The organism is Actinospineispora eucalypti (assembly GCF_039543365.1).
Taxonomy (GTDB): domain Bacteria; phylum Actinomycetota; class Actinomycetes; order Mycobacteriales; family Pseudonocardiaceae; genus Pseudonocardia; species Pseudonocardia eucalypti.
Map to the genome: position 1 here is coordinate 1 of NZ_BAABJP010000015.1, position 14549 is coordinate 14549.

At 70.1% G+C, this 14549-nt stretch carries 11 protein-coding genes; 6 read left to right on the forward strand and 5 right to left on the reverse strand.

Annotated features, from left to right (window positions below; translation table 11 throughout):
- Positions 1 to 180 precede the first annotated feature (180 nt).
- Complete coding sequence (locus ABEB12_RS16065) at positions 181 to 1818, reverse strand: NAD(P)-binding protein (protein WP_185059726.1); 1638 nt, start codon at positions 1816 to 1818, stop codon at positions 181 to 183.
- A 140-nt stretch (positions 1819 to 1958) separates the two neighbouring features.
- On the opposite strand from ABEB12_RS16065, the gene ABEB12_RS16070 reads away from it, so the two are divergent.
- From ABEB12_RS16070 to ABEB12_RS16085, 4 genes are all read left to right on the forward strand, one after another.
- Positions 1959 to 2600: a TetR family transcriptional regulator gene (locus ABEB12_RS16070; RefSeq protein WP_185059724.1), complete on the forward strand. Its 642-nt coding sequence runs from the start codon at positions 1959 to 1961 to the stop codon at positions 2598 to 2600.
- A 70-nt stretch (positions 2601 to 2670) separates the two neighbouring features.
- Positions 2671 to 3663: an LLM class flavin-dependent oxidoreductase gene (locus ABEB12_RS16075; protein WP_185059722.1), complete on the forward strand. Its 993-nt coding sequence runs from the start codon at positions 2671 to 2673 to the stop codon at positions 3661 to 3663.
- A gap of 148 nt (positions 3664 to 3811) precedes the next feature.
- On the forward strand, positions 3812 to 5113 hold the full coding sequence (locus ABEB12_RS16080; RefSeq protein WP_185059720.1) for an FAD-dependent oxidoreductase: 1302 nt from the start codon (positions 3812 to 3814) through the stop codon (positions 5111 to 5113).
- Positions 5114 to 5187: 74 nt separating this feature from the next.
- Positions 5188 to 6321, forward strand: coding sequence for a hypothetical protein (locus tag ABEB12_RS16085; RefSeq protein WP_185059718.1), 1134 nt, complete (start codon positions 5188 to 5190; stop codon positions 6319 to 6321).
- A 1249-nt stretch (positions 6322 to 7570) separates the two neighbouring features.
- Here the strand turns inward: ABEB12_RS16085 and ABEB12_RS16090 are convergent.
- From ABEB12_RS16090 to ABEB12_RS16105, 4 genes are all read right to left on the reverse strand, one after another.
- Entirely contained in the window at positions 7571 to 7954 is a 384-nt protein-coding gene (locus tag ABEB12_RS16090; RefSeq protein WP_185059716.1) for a Rid family hydrolase, read from the reverse strand.
- A complete protein-coding gene (locus ABEB12_RS16095) occupies positions 7941 to 9230 on the reverse strand; it encodes an MFS transporter (protein WP_185059714.1) in 1290 nt (429 codons plus the stop codon). The genes ABEB12_RS16090 and ABEB12_RS16095 overlap by 14 nt, the downstream gene beginning before the upstream one ends.
- Before the next feature lie 97 nt (positions 9231 to 9327).
- Entirely contained in the window at positions 9328 to 10281 is a 954-nt protein-coding gene (locus ABEB12_RS16100) for a DUF7064 domain-containing protein (RefSeq protein WP_185059712.1), read from the reverse strand.
- A 1-nt stretch (position 10282) separates the two neighbouring features.
- Positions 10283 to 11998, reverse strand: coding sequence for a PEP-utilizing enzyme (locus ABEB12_RS16105; protein ID WP_185059710.1), 1716 nt, complete (start codon positions 11996 to 11998; stop codon positions 10283 to 10285).
- A 99-nt stretch (positions 11999 to 12097) separates the two neighbouring features.
- Here ABEB12_RS16105 and ABEB12_RS16110 point away from each other — a divergent pair, with 99 nt between their 5' ends.
- Complete coding sequence (locus ABEB12_RS16110; protein ID WP_221497588.1) at positions 12098 to 13291, forward strand: cytochrome P450; 1194 nt, start codon at positions 12098 to 12100, stop codon at positions 13289 to 13291.
- Positions 13288 to 14436, forward strand: coding sequence for a CoA transferase (locus ABEB12_RS16115; protein WP_185059708.1), 1149 nt, complete (start codon positions 13288 to 13290; stop codon positions 14434 to 14436). Before ABEB12_RS16110 ends, ABEB12_RS16115 begins: the two co-directional genes overlap by 4 nt.
- The last annotated feature ends 113 nt before the right edge of the window (positions 14437 to 14549 follow it).

The following is a 14549-nucleotide window of genomic DNA, read 5'->3' on the forward strand; positions in this document are numbered from 1 at the left end:
CTCCACCACCACAAGATCGAGACCCTACCACGAAAGATCACGAAGTGCGGCTGGAGTACTAGTCCGGTGCCGGTGGTGGCCTGCCCGAGCCGTCGCATGGCGGTCCAGTGCCGGCGCAGCTGCGCGGCTCGCTGGAATGCAAGTCGCGCATTGCGGAACGCGCGAACAACATCCAGGACACTAGCTCAGGTTGAAGCTCGGGTAGCCGGCCGACGCCTCCTCCTGGCACTTCCCGCGGTAGACGCCCACGCCTCCGGTGTAGGCCAGGACTCGTCGTGGCTTGCCCGGGACATTCGCCCCGGTCCACCAGGATGAGGACGAGGCGAGCAGGGTGGCCGCCGCGGTCTCCTCGTGGTGGTCGACCCAGGTGTCTTCGCCGGCCGCGGTTGCTTCGATGACGGTCTTGCCGCGCTTGCGGAGGTAGCGCACGGTCTCGCTGATCCATTCGGTTTGCTGCTGCAGGCACGTCGGTGCGTTGCACAGAGCCGCTCCGGGGGCCAGCGGGACCGAGGTGGTCAGCAGGTTCGGATAGCCGTGCACCGCGAGGCCCATCGTGGTGCGGATGTCCCGCCCCCAGTCCTCGGTCAGGCTGCGCCCGCCCCGGCCACGGATGTCAATCCTGGTCAAGGCGCCGGTGCCGGCGTCGAACCCGGTCGCCAGGATGATCACGTCCAACGCGTGCACGGTGCCGTCGGTCAGCTCGATGCCGTCCGGGACGATCCGGGCGATCGGGTTGTCCCGGACGCTGACCAGCTCGACGTTCTCCCGGTGGTAGACCTCCAGGTAGTTGGTCTCCAGCGGCACGCGGTGGGTGCCGAAGCCGTAGTCGCGGGGGATGAGGACGTCGCACAGGTACGGGTCCTTCAACCGCGCCCGCATCTTCTCCCGGATGAACTCGGACACGGCCTCGTTGGCCTCGGCGTCGAAGAAGACCTCGGCGAAGCCGCCCGCGTAGAGCTTGAGCGAGCCGTCCTCGTAGAGCTTCTCGAGCACCTCGTGGCGCTGCTCGGGGGTGAGCTCGGCCCAGGTGTACTCGAAGCTGTGCTCGAAACCGGTGAACGTGTGCGGCACGGTGTCCCGCAGCTCCTCGAAGCGCGCCTTGTAGGCGGCCTGGTCGGCCGGCCCGTACCGGGGGTTGTTCATCGGCAGCACGTACTGCGGGGTCCGTGCGAAGACCGTCAGGTGCTCCACCTGCTCGGCGATCGTCTGGATGACTTGGATCCCGGTCGCGCCGATGCCGACGACACCGACCCGCCGGCCGGACAGGTCCAGCCCCTCCCGAGGCCAGCGGGAGGTGTGCACCAGCCGGCCCCGGAAGTCGTCGCTTCCCTCGAAGACATCGGTCAGCGGGGCCGAGAGGGGACCCGCGCAGGCGATGAAGAACTGCGTGTCGATGACGTCCCCACGGTCGGTCCGGACGATCCATCGACCGCGGTCCTCGTCGAAGTGGGCGCTGACGATCGTCGTGTCGAGCTGGATGTCCCGGCGCAGGTCTAGCCGGTCGGCGACGTAGTGCAGCCAGCGTTCGATCTCGGGCTGGCCGGGGAAGCGCTCGCTCCAGCTCCACTCCTTGTACAGGTCCTCGGAGAAGAAGTACTGGTAGACGTAGCCCTCGCTGTCGAACCGCGCCCCGGGGTAGGCGTTCCAGTACCAGGTGCCGCCGACCTCGCCGGCCGCGTCGTACACCCGGACCCGCAGTCCTTGCTCCCGCAGCTGGTGAAGCTGGTAGAGGCCGGCGACGCCGGCGCCGAGGACGACCGCGTCCAGCTCGATGGTGACCTCGGTATCCGTGCCGGGCGTGGTCTGCGCGACGGTCATTGTCGGGACTCCCTCTCAGGCGGGCCGGAGGCGGCGCCCGTCATCATCTCGGACGACACTGTGTCGAGTCAAGCATCAATATGTTGCTTGAGTCGGCAGACTGTTGCCTGAGTCGAGCGTTCCGGCGGTACGCTCGCCGCATGACCTCGCCGCTGGCGCAGAGCCCGTCCACCCTGACCCGGCCGCGACGGACGCTGCGTGACCAGCAACGCGAGGTCACCCGTCAGCGCCTGCTGGACGCGGCGCGGCTGGTGTTCGAGCGGGAGGGCTACGGCAGGGCGACCGTCGGCGACATCACCAAGCAGGCCTCGATCAACCGGGCCACCTTCTACCTGCACTTCCCCAGCAAGGCGGCGCTGTTCGAGGCGCTCTTCGCCGGCGTCATGGCCGAGGCCGCCCGCTACTGGCGGCTGCTGGACACCGCGCTGACCGCCGACTCGCGCGCGGCCATCCGGGAGTGGCTGGCCAGCACGTTCGCCTGGTGGGACGAGCACGCGGCCATCCTCGGGCCGTGGCAGGAGGCGGCGGCCTCCGACCCGCGCATAGCGGCCGGCTGGAAGGGCATGTACGACCAGTTCGCCGACGAGCTAGAGCAGTACCTGGGGGCGCTCGCCGCGCCGGAGCGGGAGACCGCCCGAACCCGGATCCAGTTCCTGGTCGTCCAGCTCGACCAGATCTGTTTCCGGTGGCGGGTCCAGCGGGTACTCGACGCCGAGACCGACCAGTTGCTCGATCTGTTGACCGATATGTGGTGCTCGGTACTGCGAATCGCCGCTCCGTGACGCCCGGCCGGTCCCTCAACGCGTGATATCCACCTTCATCGGTCCTACGATCCGCGAACGGAGGAGCCTCGTGGAGGTTTCCTGCGCTTTCCCGACAGCCCTTGACTCGCCCGACAACATCGCGCTGGCCGAACGCCTTGGCTACGCCCGGGCCTGGGTCTACGACACGCCGCAGCAGAGCCCCGACGTGTGGATGACCCTGGCGCTGGCGGCGGTGCGGACCGAGCGCATCGGACTCGGCCCCGGCGTCCTGGTCCCGAGCCTGCGCCACCCGATGGTCAATGCCGCCGCGACCGCCACCCTTGCGGCGCTCGCGCCCGGCCGTACCGCCGTCGCTTTCGGGACCGGCTTCACCGGGCGCCGCGCGATGGGATATCGGGCGATCACCTGGTCGTACCTGGAGGCCTACGTCCGGGTGTTCCGCGGCCTGCTCAGGGGCGAGGTGGTCGAATGGGAGGGCGCCCAGATGCGGATGCTGCACCCCGACGGACATGCACCGGCCCGGCCCGTCGAGGTTCCTATTCTCATCGGAGCCCTCGGCCCCAAGGGACACAAGGTCGCCAACGAGCTCGGCGACGGCCTGTTCGTGACCATACAGCTGCCGGAGTTCATCACCGACTATTCATGGGTGCCGTATCTGGTTTGGGGGACGGTGCTCGACGAGGGCGAGGCTCAGGATTCCGAGCATGCCCGCAACGCCGGCGGTCCTGGCTGGGCTTTGGCTTATCACGGTGCCTACGAGTTCGAAGGGCCCGATGCCGTGCGTGAGCTTCCGGGCGGCAACGAATGGATGGAGGTGGTCGACAAGATGCCGGCGGATCGGCGCCACCTGGCCGTTCACGCGGGTCATTGCGTAGAGCTCAACCAGGCCGATCGGGCAGCGTGGTCGGCCGGTGGGCACTCGATGCTCCGGGACGTAACGGTGAGCGGCACCCGCGAGCAGGTCCGGCGCCGCCTGGACGACCTTGCTTCGAGCGGAGTCACGGAGGTCGTGTTCCAGCCTTGCGGTCCTGATACGGGTGCCGAGCTGGAAAGGTTCCTCGAGGCGGCGAGCGCCGTCTGACCGGGTTTCTCGCCCGCTCAGGCGGTGAGTCCTCCGCCGACCCTGGTGACGTCATCTAGCTGGGTCGAGATCGAGATAAATGCTCTAGCTTTCGATTATTGGATGTTAGAGTAAAACTCCTCCACTCGACGCGGGGAGACCGATCCTGATGAAGGCTGCTGTGGTTGGTGGTGGTCCGGCGGGCTGCGCGGCGGCGTACACGCTGCGCAAGCATGGCCACGAGGTGGTGTTGTTTGAGGCACAGGACGGCGTGGGCGGGCGGACTAGCCAGGTGCTCAAGGATGGGTTCAGCCTCGGCTCGGGCGCGTTGTTCCTGATGGGCGGCATCTACCCGCGCACCAATGCCATCCTCAAGGAACTGGGTCGCTACCAGGAGCTGGTGGCGTGGGACGCGGAGACCGAAGTGATCGACGCCGATGGGCAGCGCTACTCGGCGAAGTTCGACCAGGTGATGAGTTTCCTGCGGATGCCGGTCCTGACCTGGCGGGACAAGCTGCGCATCGCCACCGGGGTAGCCGCGCAGTTGGTCCGGCCCGGGCCGAAACTGTGCTTCGACGGCGCGGAGCTGGCGAAGTACGACGGCGGGGAGAACCTGGAGAGTTGGTCGCGGCGGGTGCTCGGTGAGCGGGGCACCAACTACATCACGGTCCCCTACATGGGGTTCTTGTATGCGGTGCCGATGAGCTGGCTGTCCCCGGCGCTGTTCCACGCGGTGGTCAAGCAGTTCTACCGGCTGGCGCTCTCCGTCCCGCCGAAGGGCGTCGGGCAGGTCTGCGACTGGTTGGTGGAGGGCAGCCCCGGGTTGGACCTGCGGTTGTCCACCCCGGTCGACAAGATCACCCAGGACGGCGCGGGCTATACGGTCACCGCGGGCGGCGAGCGGCACCCGGTGGACGCGGTGATCGTGGCGCCCGAACCGGGCGTGGCCGCCGACCTGCTGGTTGACCTGGTCGAGCCGGAATCGACGAAGAAACTGCGTGACTGCATGTACTCCGACTACGCCCACGTACAGCTCTGCTACAAGCGCAACCCCTGGCCGGACCACCGGGCCAGCGTGGCGCTGCCGGCCAACATGGAGCGCGACTGGGGCGCCTGCGTGCTACTCAGCAAACGCCATCCGTCCGCCGTTCCAGAGGGCGGCGAGGCGGTCGGGGTCTACTTCTACACCCCGCCGCTGGAGCGGATGAGCGACGAGGACATCGTGAACTCCGCGCGCAACGCCGTACTGGAGGTCTACGGACCCGGCCCGGAACCGGACTTCGTGGAGCTGTTCCACTACCGGCGCGGGCTGTCCATCGCCAACCCCGGGCACTACGGCACCCTGGACTCACTGCACGCCGAGATGCCCCCAGGCGTCTACCTGGCCGGCGACTACTTCGCACACGCCGGAGTGGAAGCACCGATCTTCAGCGGCGAGTTGGCGGCCAACCGGCTTATCCAGGCGCACTAGAGCCTGTTTGAAAAAGTGGATCTCCCCGTTGACCGTGCGTGTCAGTGAGGGGAGACGAGTGAGGTTTGCGGCCTGTGAGCGAGCGCGCTTTCGAGCAGCTTGACCTGTGGCTGGGAGCTAAAGGCTATGACTGCGACTCGTTGTTGCCGGGGATGGTCTCGCGACTGACCACCGGAGTCGACGGGCTGATGCTTACCCGGGACGACGAGTATGGGCGCTGGACTCGCGTACGGGTCAGGGAGCGGCGGTCCTGGAGTTGCTGGGTCACCGACCTGACCATCGGGGTGTCGCATGAAGGGCCGGCCTGGGTCTGGCTCGATGTCGACGCTCCGGAGGGCACGCAGGCGAGCGCCGGGAACCGGTTGCGGCGGCCGTGGACCAGCGTTCCCAGGCTGGCGCGGGGTTTGGTAGAGGTCGTGGATGCCCATGACGGATGCGCGCGGCTTCGGCCGTCCCCGGTGCATGTCACCCCCGAGCAGCTGCCGCGGCTGCTGGACAGCATCGCCGATCCCGGCCGGCGCGGCCTGGTCTTGGTGGCCGGGTCCGACGAGCGGCTGGAGTTGCCGCTGTGGGCCGACCACATCGCCACCTTGGCCCGTGAGACGGTCAGCTTGGCTGCCACCTACGTTTTGGACCCCGAGGCCACACGGCGGATGTCGCAGCGCGTCGAGCAGCGGTGTGCGATCGCGCCATGGACGCTGTGTGCGTTCCAACCCGGCGCGCGGGCGGGCGATCTGTTCGCCGGCCGACCTCGGATTGTCAGCTTCGAGGACCTCAGCAGCGATCACGGTGCGCGGCGCGTGGCGCGGCGGCTGGGCTGGTGGGCACGGTCGGCCACCGAACACGGCACGTTGCCGGCCGCAGCCACACGAGCTGCCCAGCTTCTGGACCAGGACACCCACCAGATACTCGGGAGGGGGCTGGCCCTCGGTGATCGTCGGCGATGGCCGGCGCCGCGACGGCCTCACGATGCGCACGCGAAGGTGCCGAGGCCACGTTCCCCGGGAGATGTCCCGCTCGGGTGGCCCCAACCTGATGTCGATCTGGCCGAGCGGCTCGCCTCACTCAGCCAACAGGTTCAGCGGCTCACGGCCGAGGGTGAGGCGCTGCGCGAACGTCTGGAAGATGAACAGCTGGCCCATGCCGAGACCTTCAACGAACGAGGTCCGGTCCTTGCCGCGACTTCGTTAATCTCGGCCAACCGTTGATCCGGAATCGCCCGCCGATCCGACGGAAGACGTCGAGGCTTCGCGATCTTGCTCGCCGGATTGTCCAGCATCGTGATCAGCCCGTCAGCTTTCGCGCGCCGGTACACGCAACGCAGTGCCGCGACCATGTGCTCGCCGGCCCCACGTCCCTCACGAGCATTACGACGGACGATCGCGCGTTGGCCGGTCTCACGAACCAATTGATCTAGCTCCGACGGCGATGGCTCATCCAGGCGACGCCTTCCCCACCGATCCACAATCCGGTTCCAGTACGGCCCATAGGTCCGGCGGGTGTTGTCGGTCACCGTCGCTTCCACGATCGGGACATACTCGGCGAAGGTCGGCACCGAACGGGACGGAGCCGCGCGAAAGAGATCCTCCGCCGATACCCCCATGCGCGCCAGCAACAAGCGGGCCGCTTCAATCTCCGCAGCTTGGTTCTGGCCAGCGCCAGAGGCGGTGACGCTCATCCTTGCGCCTCCGCTCCGCGGCAATTCGCGGCGCGAGCTAGCAAGCGATCGAGCACGGCAGGCGGATACAGCACCATCTGGTCCCGAGCCGGATCAGCTGCCAGCAACACCCGATCACCAGCGCTGAGCCCACACCACCGCCGCATCGCGGGCGGAAGCCGCAAATGCCCCCGATGCGTTAGGGCAAACTCACCGGCCGCATCAGCACGCACCACCAATTCGCCCCCAGCGCTGGCCTCTACTGACAAGCGAGCACCAGGCAGCCACCCCATCACCTGAGGGCACACCACATCCGAGACACGCCCCCGATCGTCGACAGACCCGAGCCCATACACCACATCGCCCACACGGCTCAGGGCGAACGAAGGCAGCGGCAGCGCCCGACCCCACACACGGCAGCCACGCGAAACCGCCTCCTGCCGCAGTGTCCGGTTAGGCATGCGCGGCGGGATCAACGGCTTGATCACGCCCGGCCCGCTCACCACCCACACCCCGCTGCGCGGTACCCGAGCCAGCGACCGGTCAAGGGAGGGTGGTTAAACCGGCCCTGACCACGACCACCAAGGTCGTGGCAGATGTGCCACCAATCGGCGACTGAGCCTGCGCTCGATGCGGCGGCCCCGCTCGACCCCCCGTAACCCCACCTTGAGCGATCACCCTGAGTAATCAGCGAACCGCCCCACCCAGCGAGCCGTCCAAGCGATCTGGAAACCCAACCGCCCACCCGAACGCGAGCCGCGATGTGAACATGGGTCACTCCTGGCACAGACGCCGAGTGGCTACGCGCCACCCGCGACCAGCTCGATCTCGACCAGGATGCCGGGCAGCGCCGAGCCCACCGTGGTGCGCGCCGGGTACGGCTCGGCGAAGTGCGCCCGGTAGACCCGCTCGAACCCGGCGAAGTCACGTTCCAGGTTCCGCAGGTGCACGCCGACGCGCACCACGTCGGCGAAGGTCAGGTCGGCCGCGCCGAGGACCGCCCGCAGGTTCTCCAGCGTGGCCTCGGTCTGCTCCTCGACCGTGTCGCCGCGCACCTGCCCGGTCGCCGGGTCGTGGGGGCCGAACCCGGCCGTGTACAGCAGGTCACCGACGCGGACGGCCTGGGAGTAGGAGGCCTTGGGCCGGGCGGCTCCGGGGACGTCGAGGTGCTCAAGCGCGGGCATGGGAGTCCTTTCGGGGTTGGGATGTGGCCGGCAGGTGGCGCCGCAGCGCCATGCCGGAGACGAGGGTGACCGCACATCCGGCGGCCATGTAGCAGGCGATGGGCAACGCACCGCCGAAGCGGGCCAGCATCGCGGTGGCCAGGAGCGGGGCGAACGCGCCGCCCAGCAGCGAGCCGAGCTGGATGCCCAGCGAGACGCCCGAGTAGCGGACGGCACCGGAGAACGCCTCGGAGAACATCGCCGGTTGGGCGCCGTACATCAGGCTGTGCAGCACGCCGAGGCCCACGACCAGGGCGAGCAGCAGCGCCCAGGTGGATCCGGTGTCCACCAGCGCCCAGAACGGGAACGCCCAGGCACCCAACAGCACCGCGCCGGCGCCGAAGACCCGGCGCCGGCCGAACCGGTCGGACGCCCAGCCGGCGGCCGGCAGGCAGATCAACTCGATCGCCGAGGCCACCAGCACAGCGGTCAGCACGATCCTCGGCGAGATGCCCGCGTGCGGCGCATAGGCCAGCAGGAAGGTGTTGAAGATGTAGTAGTTGAGGTTGATCGCCAGGTAGCAGCCGGCGGCGAGCATGATCGCCCTCGGGTGCCGGCGGACCGCTTCCAGCACCGGCGAACCGGCCTGCCCGGCCGGCCGGATCTCGCCGGTCTCCTCCAGCCGGGCCTGGATGAGCACCGCGACCGCAACGACCAGCAGGCTGGCCAGGAAGGGCAGCCGCCAGCCCCAGGCCCGGATCTCCTCCGGCGACAGGGCCGAGGCCACGGCGAGGAAGGCCAGGTTGGCCAGGATCACCCCGCCCGGCGCGCCCGCCGAGGCGAAGCTGCCGTACACCCCGCCCCGGTTGGCCGGCACCGCCTCGGTGGCCAGGACGACCACGCCGCCCTGCTGTCCGCCGACCGCCATGCCCTGCACGAAACGCAGCACGACCAGCGCGATCGGCGCGGCCACTCCGATCTCGGCGTATCCGGGCAGCAGGCCGATGAGCGTGGTCGCGCCGCCCATGGCCACCAGCGCGGCGATCAGCGCGCGCTTGCGCCCCCGGCTGTCCCCGATGTGCCCGAACAGCGCGCCGCCCAGCGGGCGGGCGACGAACGCGACCCCGAAGGTGGCGAAGGACAGCAGGGTGCCGACCAGCGGCAGCTGGCTCGGGAAGAACACCGACGGGAATACGGTCGCCGAGGCGGTGCCGTAGATGAAGAAGTCGTACCACTCGATGCTGGCGCAGACCCAGCTGGCCAGCGCCACCCTGATGGGGCGGCGTTCCGGCGTCATTGCCGTTCCGTTTCGGACATGTGCCTCAGTCTGAGGCGGTCCGATCAGACCGACAATGTGGCTTTCTTATGCTCAGCCTTCGCGCCGGCCGAAGGCTTCAGCGCTGGGAGAAGCCCTCCGTGTGGTTGGCGGCCAGGGACAGCGACGGCGCGGTCGAGCCGTTGCGGGCGTTGTTGGAGATCTCGAAGTCGCACACGGCGGTGCGGCCCTCGTGGGTGACCCGGCACAGCGAGTCCACGTAGTGCGCCGAGTGCAGCTTGGCCGCCACGCCGTCGATCAGCTCGGCCTCCAGGCGCAGCTCCTCGCCGCCCGGCAGGTACCAGGTGACCACGCCGCCGCGGTGGGTGTAGGCGTCCGGCTCCATGTAGGTGACCACGTCGACGTCCTCGGCGAAGGTGATCTCCCCGTCCCGCACCACGTAGCCGACCTTCACGAACGACCCGTCAGCGGCGTGCCAGACCGTCGAGCCGAAGGACAGCGCGGGGCCGAAGGTGCCGGAGACCCAGCGGTGCGAGAGCAGCGTGGCGGTCTTGCGCACGCCCCACGAGTGGTCCCGGTGGAAGGTCGCCTCGACCGGCCGCGTCGCCCCCTGGACGGTCACCGTGCCGACCGCCCGCCCGGACGACTCGTAGTGGTGCGCGGCGAACTCCTCCACCAGCGAGCCGCTGGACGGGAAGAAGCTGGTGATCGGGTAGAAGTCGTGCAGCTCCAACTCGAGGTCCAGGCCCGGCTCGTGCACCTCGATGCGCGGCACCGGGCCGTCCACATGCCACTCGCTGCCGCCGGCGCGGAAGCCCCGTTTGGTGCGCGGCTCGCGCATCGGCAGCTCGTCGTTGCTGCGCCGGTAGCGCAGCCCGTCGGAGCGGAACAGCGCGCACTGCAGGGCGGCCCGCCCACCGGGAGCCGCGTTCGGCTCGTGCCCGAGCCGGTGCACCCCGCCGATCCCGGCGGCCAGGTCGTACCAGTGCACGAAGACGCTTTCCTGCCAGTGCGGGTCGGTGGTGCCGATGTCGTGGGTGCCCTCGTCGCCTGTGTCGTACTGGACCGGCATGTCACTCCTCGTCGGTGTTCAACAGGACCTCGCCGGTGGACCCGTCGACCGTGACGGTGCTCCCGTCCCGGATCACGGCGGTACCGGCCTTCACGTTCACTACGCACGGGATGCCCAGCTCGCGGGCCACCACCGCGCCGTGGGAGAGCCCGCCGCCGATGTCCAGCACCACCGCGCCGGCGCAGGACAGCGCGGCCGCCCAGCCCGGGTCGACGGTCTTGGCCACCAGCACGTCACCGGGCTCGAAGTCGTCCAGCGGGTCGGTGAGCACCCGCGCGGTGGCGGTGACCCGGCCGGCCGAGGCGCCAACCCCGGTGAGCTTCGAGGCGTCCGGCCGCACGTCGTCCTCGGGCAGCAGGCCGCGCGCCCGGATCTCTCCGGCGGTGATCGGTACCGCGTAGCCCGGGCCGGCCTCGATCAGCTCGGGCATGGTCAGCTGCAGGCAGCGGCGGTGTTCCTCGACCCGCCGGGAGATCTCCGCCGGGACCGGGGCCCGGGCGCCGGCCAGCACGCCCTTGAGCTCGTCGTAGCGCAGGTAAACGGGTTCCGGTACCCCCCGCTCGACCAGTGCGGGACCGGCCGCCTCGAGCACCCGGCGCAGCTCGTCGAAGATCAGCACGATCGGGGTCTTGGCGTTCTCCCGCAGGGCCATCTGCCGGCGGGAGAAGGCGAGCAGCCGGGTCACCGCGGGGCGCAGCGCGCCACGCACCGACGCGTCCAGCTCGGCCTCGGCGGCCGCGCGCACCGAAGCGGCCCGGTCGCCCTCGACGGCCGGGCGGTGCAGCGCGCGGGCGACCATCGCTAGCAGCTGCTCGGGCTGCTGCCGCCAGGTCGGCTGGGACAGCTCCAGCTCGGGCGCGGTGTGGTGGCCGAAGCGGTCCAGGCCGGCGCGCAGCGCCACGTCGAACGCCGGGTCCAACCCGGTCACCTCGGCCGCCGGGTCGCCGGCGGTCAGCGCGGCGACCAGCTCGGGGCGCTGCCGGGCCAGCCCGGCCAGCCGGGCCACCAGCCGGCCGGCCTCGGCGCTCTCGTTGCCGCCCGACCCGGAGTGCAGCCGGTTGGTGAGGTCGGCGGCCGGCTTGCCGATGGCCTTGGTCAGCAGCTTCTGGCAGGCCTCGAAACTGGCGCTGGCGATCCCCGCGCCGATCATCAGGCTCTCCCAGGCCGACGTGGTGACCGACTCCAGGCGCAACAGCCAGGGCAGGCACTCCACCGGGTCGGGCGCGTCCGAGGGACGCATCGAGCGGATGGCCGCGATCTGCGCGTCGAACCGCCGCTGCGCGCCGGACGCCGACGCGGCCATCCCGACCAGCACCGGCCCGACGGTGCGCAGCGAGTCCAGCCGCTGCCGCGCCGCCGGCCGGGGCACCCGGAACGCCGGGTCCGGGCGCAGGCCCATGTACTGCTGGTAGATGGACTGCCGGGAGCTGCCGGGCAGCGCCGCGCCCAGGTTCGCCATCTGGTCGGCGTTGATGTAGATGTGCCCCCACATCGCCCACATGTAGGGCGCGGGGGCGTCGGACGGCTTCATCGCGCCCAACGTCTCCTCGAAGAACCGCCGCACCCCGGCGTCCTCGAACCGCACGATCAGGTCCTGACTCAGCGGGGTCAGCGCGCGGGGATACCCGTCCGCGGCGTTTGCCCTGGTCAGAACGGTGCGCTCGGCTGGCCAGGTGGTCAGCCAGTATTGCCAGTCGAACAGGTTCACCTCGGCCACCGGATTAATCTAACATCGTCGGGTAACTCGTCGACAAGGTTGGTAGGATTCTAACCTAACGGTGATGGCTTATGTCCCCCAAGCTGAGGAGAGTGGCCGGTGGCTGAACAACCCGAGAACGACCCGGGCACCCTCCTGAGCAGCTACGACATGTTCAGCCCGGAGCACGAGCGGGTGAAGTGGGGGGTGTTCGAGCACGCCCGCCAGGCCTGCCCGGTGGCGCACACCGACGCGGACGGCGGCGGGCAGTACGTCATCACCCGGTATGAGGACGTGCGCCGGGTGCTGGAGGACCCGGCGACCTTCTCCTCGGCCGGAGTGGCCCCCCGGCCGTCCCCGGTCACGCTGAACCCGCTGGACGCCGACCCGCCCTACCAGCTGGACCTGCGCAAGCTGCTCAACCCGCTGTTCTCCCGCACCTTCCTGATGAAGTTCGAGCCGCAGATGCGCAAGAGCGCCACCGCGCTCATCGACAACTGGGTGAGCCGCGGCCGGGTGGAGCTGATCAGTGAGTTCGCCGCGCCGTTCGTGGGCAGCGTGCTGGCCCAGATCGTGTTCAACGAGACCGACTCGACCAAGATGCAGCGGGCCATCGAGATCGTCACCGCGGTGGCCCTGAACAGCGACGACGAGTCCTACTTCAACCTCGCCTCATTGGCCGCCGAGTACATCGTGGAGCGCGAGGACAACCCGATCGACCGGGACGACGTGCTGAACGCGATCACCACCGGCACCGTGCTCGGCGGCCGGCCGCTCACCGAGGACGAGCGGCTGGGCGTGGTCACCGTGCTCTTCCTCGGCGGCCTGGACACCACCCGGGGCGCCATCGGCGCGATCGCCTACCACCTGGCCCGGCGCCCGGAGCTGGAGCACCGGGTGCGCGACCCGAAGTGGATACGCCAGGACATGGACGAGTTCATCCGCCTGGAGTCGCCGGTGGGCTGCCTCGGCCGCACCGCCACCCGGGACGTGGAGCTGGGCGGGGTGCGGATCAAGCAGGGCGAGCAGCTGCTGGTCCGGTTCGACTCGGCCAACCGGGACGACACCAAGTTCCCGGACGCCGCCGAGCTGCGGTTCGACACCGTGCGCAGCGGGCACGCCGGCTTCGGCCTCGGGGTACACCGCTGCCTGGGCGCGCACCTGGCCCGCATCCAGATCACCATCGCGTTCGACGAGCTGCTCAAGCGGATCACCAACCTGCGCTTCGCCTCCGGCGGCCCGGCCGACGTGCACTGGGCGCCCGGCATCGCCAACGGCCCGGAGGCGCTGGACCTGGCGTTCGATCTCGTATGAGCTCACCGCTGCACGGCGTCCGGGTGCTGGACCTGAGCGCGCTCGGCCCCGGGCCGTTCTGCTCGATGCTGCTCGCCGACTTCGGCGCCGACGTGGTCTCGGTGGAGCGCCCGGACACGCCGCCGTTCGACCCGGCCAAGTTCTTCGCCCGGGGCAAGCGCTCGGCGATCGTGGACCTGCGCGCTGACGGCGGCGCCGAGGTGATCGCCCGGCTGGCCGACCGGGCCGACGTCCTCCTGGAGAGCAACCGCCCGGGCACCATGGAACGGCGCGGCCTCGGGCCGGACGTGCTGTGCCGGCGCAACCCCCGGCTGATCTACACCCGGCTGACCGGCTGGGGGCAGACCGGCCCGTACGCCAACCGGGCCGGCCACGACATCAACTACCTCGGCGTCTCCGGGGTGCTGGGCGTGCTGGGCGGCCCGGACGCCCCGGCCCCGGTGCCGCCGCTGGCGCTGCTCGGCGACATCGCCGGCGGGTCGCTGTTCGCCACACTGGGCATCGTCATGGCGCTGTACCAGCGGATGGCCACCGGGCGCGGCCAGGTGATCGACTCGGCCATCGTGGACGGCGCCGCGCTGCTCAACACCCCGCAACTGGCCGAGCGGAACGCGGGCATCTGGGCCGGCCGGGCCGGTCACCTGCTGTCCGGTGCGGCGCCGTTCTACGGGGTGTACGAGTGCTCGGACGGCGCGCACTTCACGGTCGGCGCCATCGAGCCCAAGTTCTACGCGGCGTTCCTGGCCGGGCTGGGCCTGGAGGAGGAGGTACCCGCCGACCCGGCCAGCCAACTGGACCCGGCTCGCTGGCCGGCCCTGCGCGCCCGGGTGGCCGAAGTGTTCGCGGGCAAGCCCCGGGCGCACTGGTCCGCCGTGTTCGCCGAGCTGGACGGCTGCGGCGCCCCCCTGCTGGAGCTGGACGAGCTGCCCGACGACCCACACCTGCGTTCCCGGGGCACCGTCCGCCGCGAGGACGGCCAGCTGCACGCCGCCCCCGCCCCCCGCCTGTCCGACGCCCCACCGGAGTCGCGCCCGGCGCCCCGGGAGCGCGGCGAGCACACCCGCGCGGTCCTCACCGAAGCCGGCTTTGCCCCGGAGGAGATCGGCGCACTGGCTGCCACCGGCACCATCGTTCTTCCCGGCTGAGTGTTCGGCGCGGCCTACGCGAGCGTTTCGGTTCCGGCGGTGCCGGTTCAAAGAGCGCTTGGACGGCGCGGCTGGGCGGTCTGCCGCCGCTTCGGCGCGGCCCGTCACCCTTC

Bases quoted from the DNA above. Each gene is read 5' to 3' on its own strand.
- ABEB12_RS16095 (WP_185059714.1), bottom strand. From the start codon at position 9,230: ATGACGCCGGAACGCCGCCCCATCAGGGTGGCGCTGGCCAGCTGGGTC.
- ABEB12_RS16115 (WP_185059708.1), top strand. From the start codon at position 13,288: ATGAGCTCACCGCTGCACGGCGTCCGGGTGCTGGACCTGAGCGCGCTC.
- ABEB12_RS16090 (WP_185059716.1), bottom strand. From the start codon at position 7,954: ATGCCCGCGCTTGAGCACCTCGACGTCCCCGGAGCCGCCCGGCCCAAG.
- ABEB12_RS16065 (WP_185059726.1), bottom strand. From the start codon at position 1,818: ATGACCGTCGCGCAGACCACGCCCGGCACGGATACCGAGGTCACCATC.
- ABEB12_RS16080 (WP_185059720.1), top strand. From the start codon at position 3,812: ATGAAGGCTGCTGTGGTTGGTGGTGGTCCGGCGGGCTGCGCGGCGGCG.
- ABEB12_RS16100 (WP_185059712.1), bottom strand. From the start codon at position 10,281: ATGCCGGTCCAGTACGACACAGGCGACGAGGGCACCCACGACATCGGC.
- ABEB12_RS16070 (WP_185059724.1), top strand. From the start codon at position 1,959: ATGACCTCGCCGCTGGCGCAGAGCCCGTCCACCCTGACCCGGCCGCGA.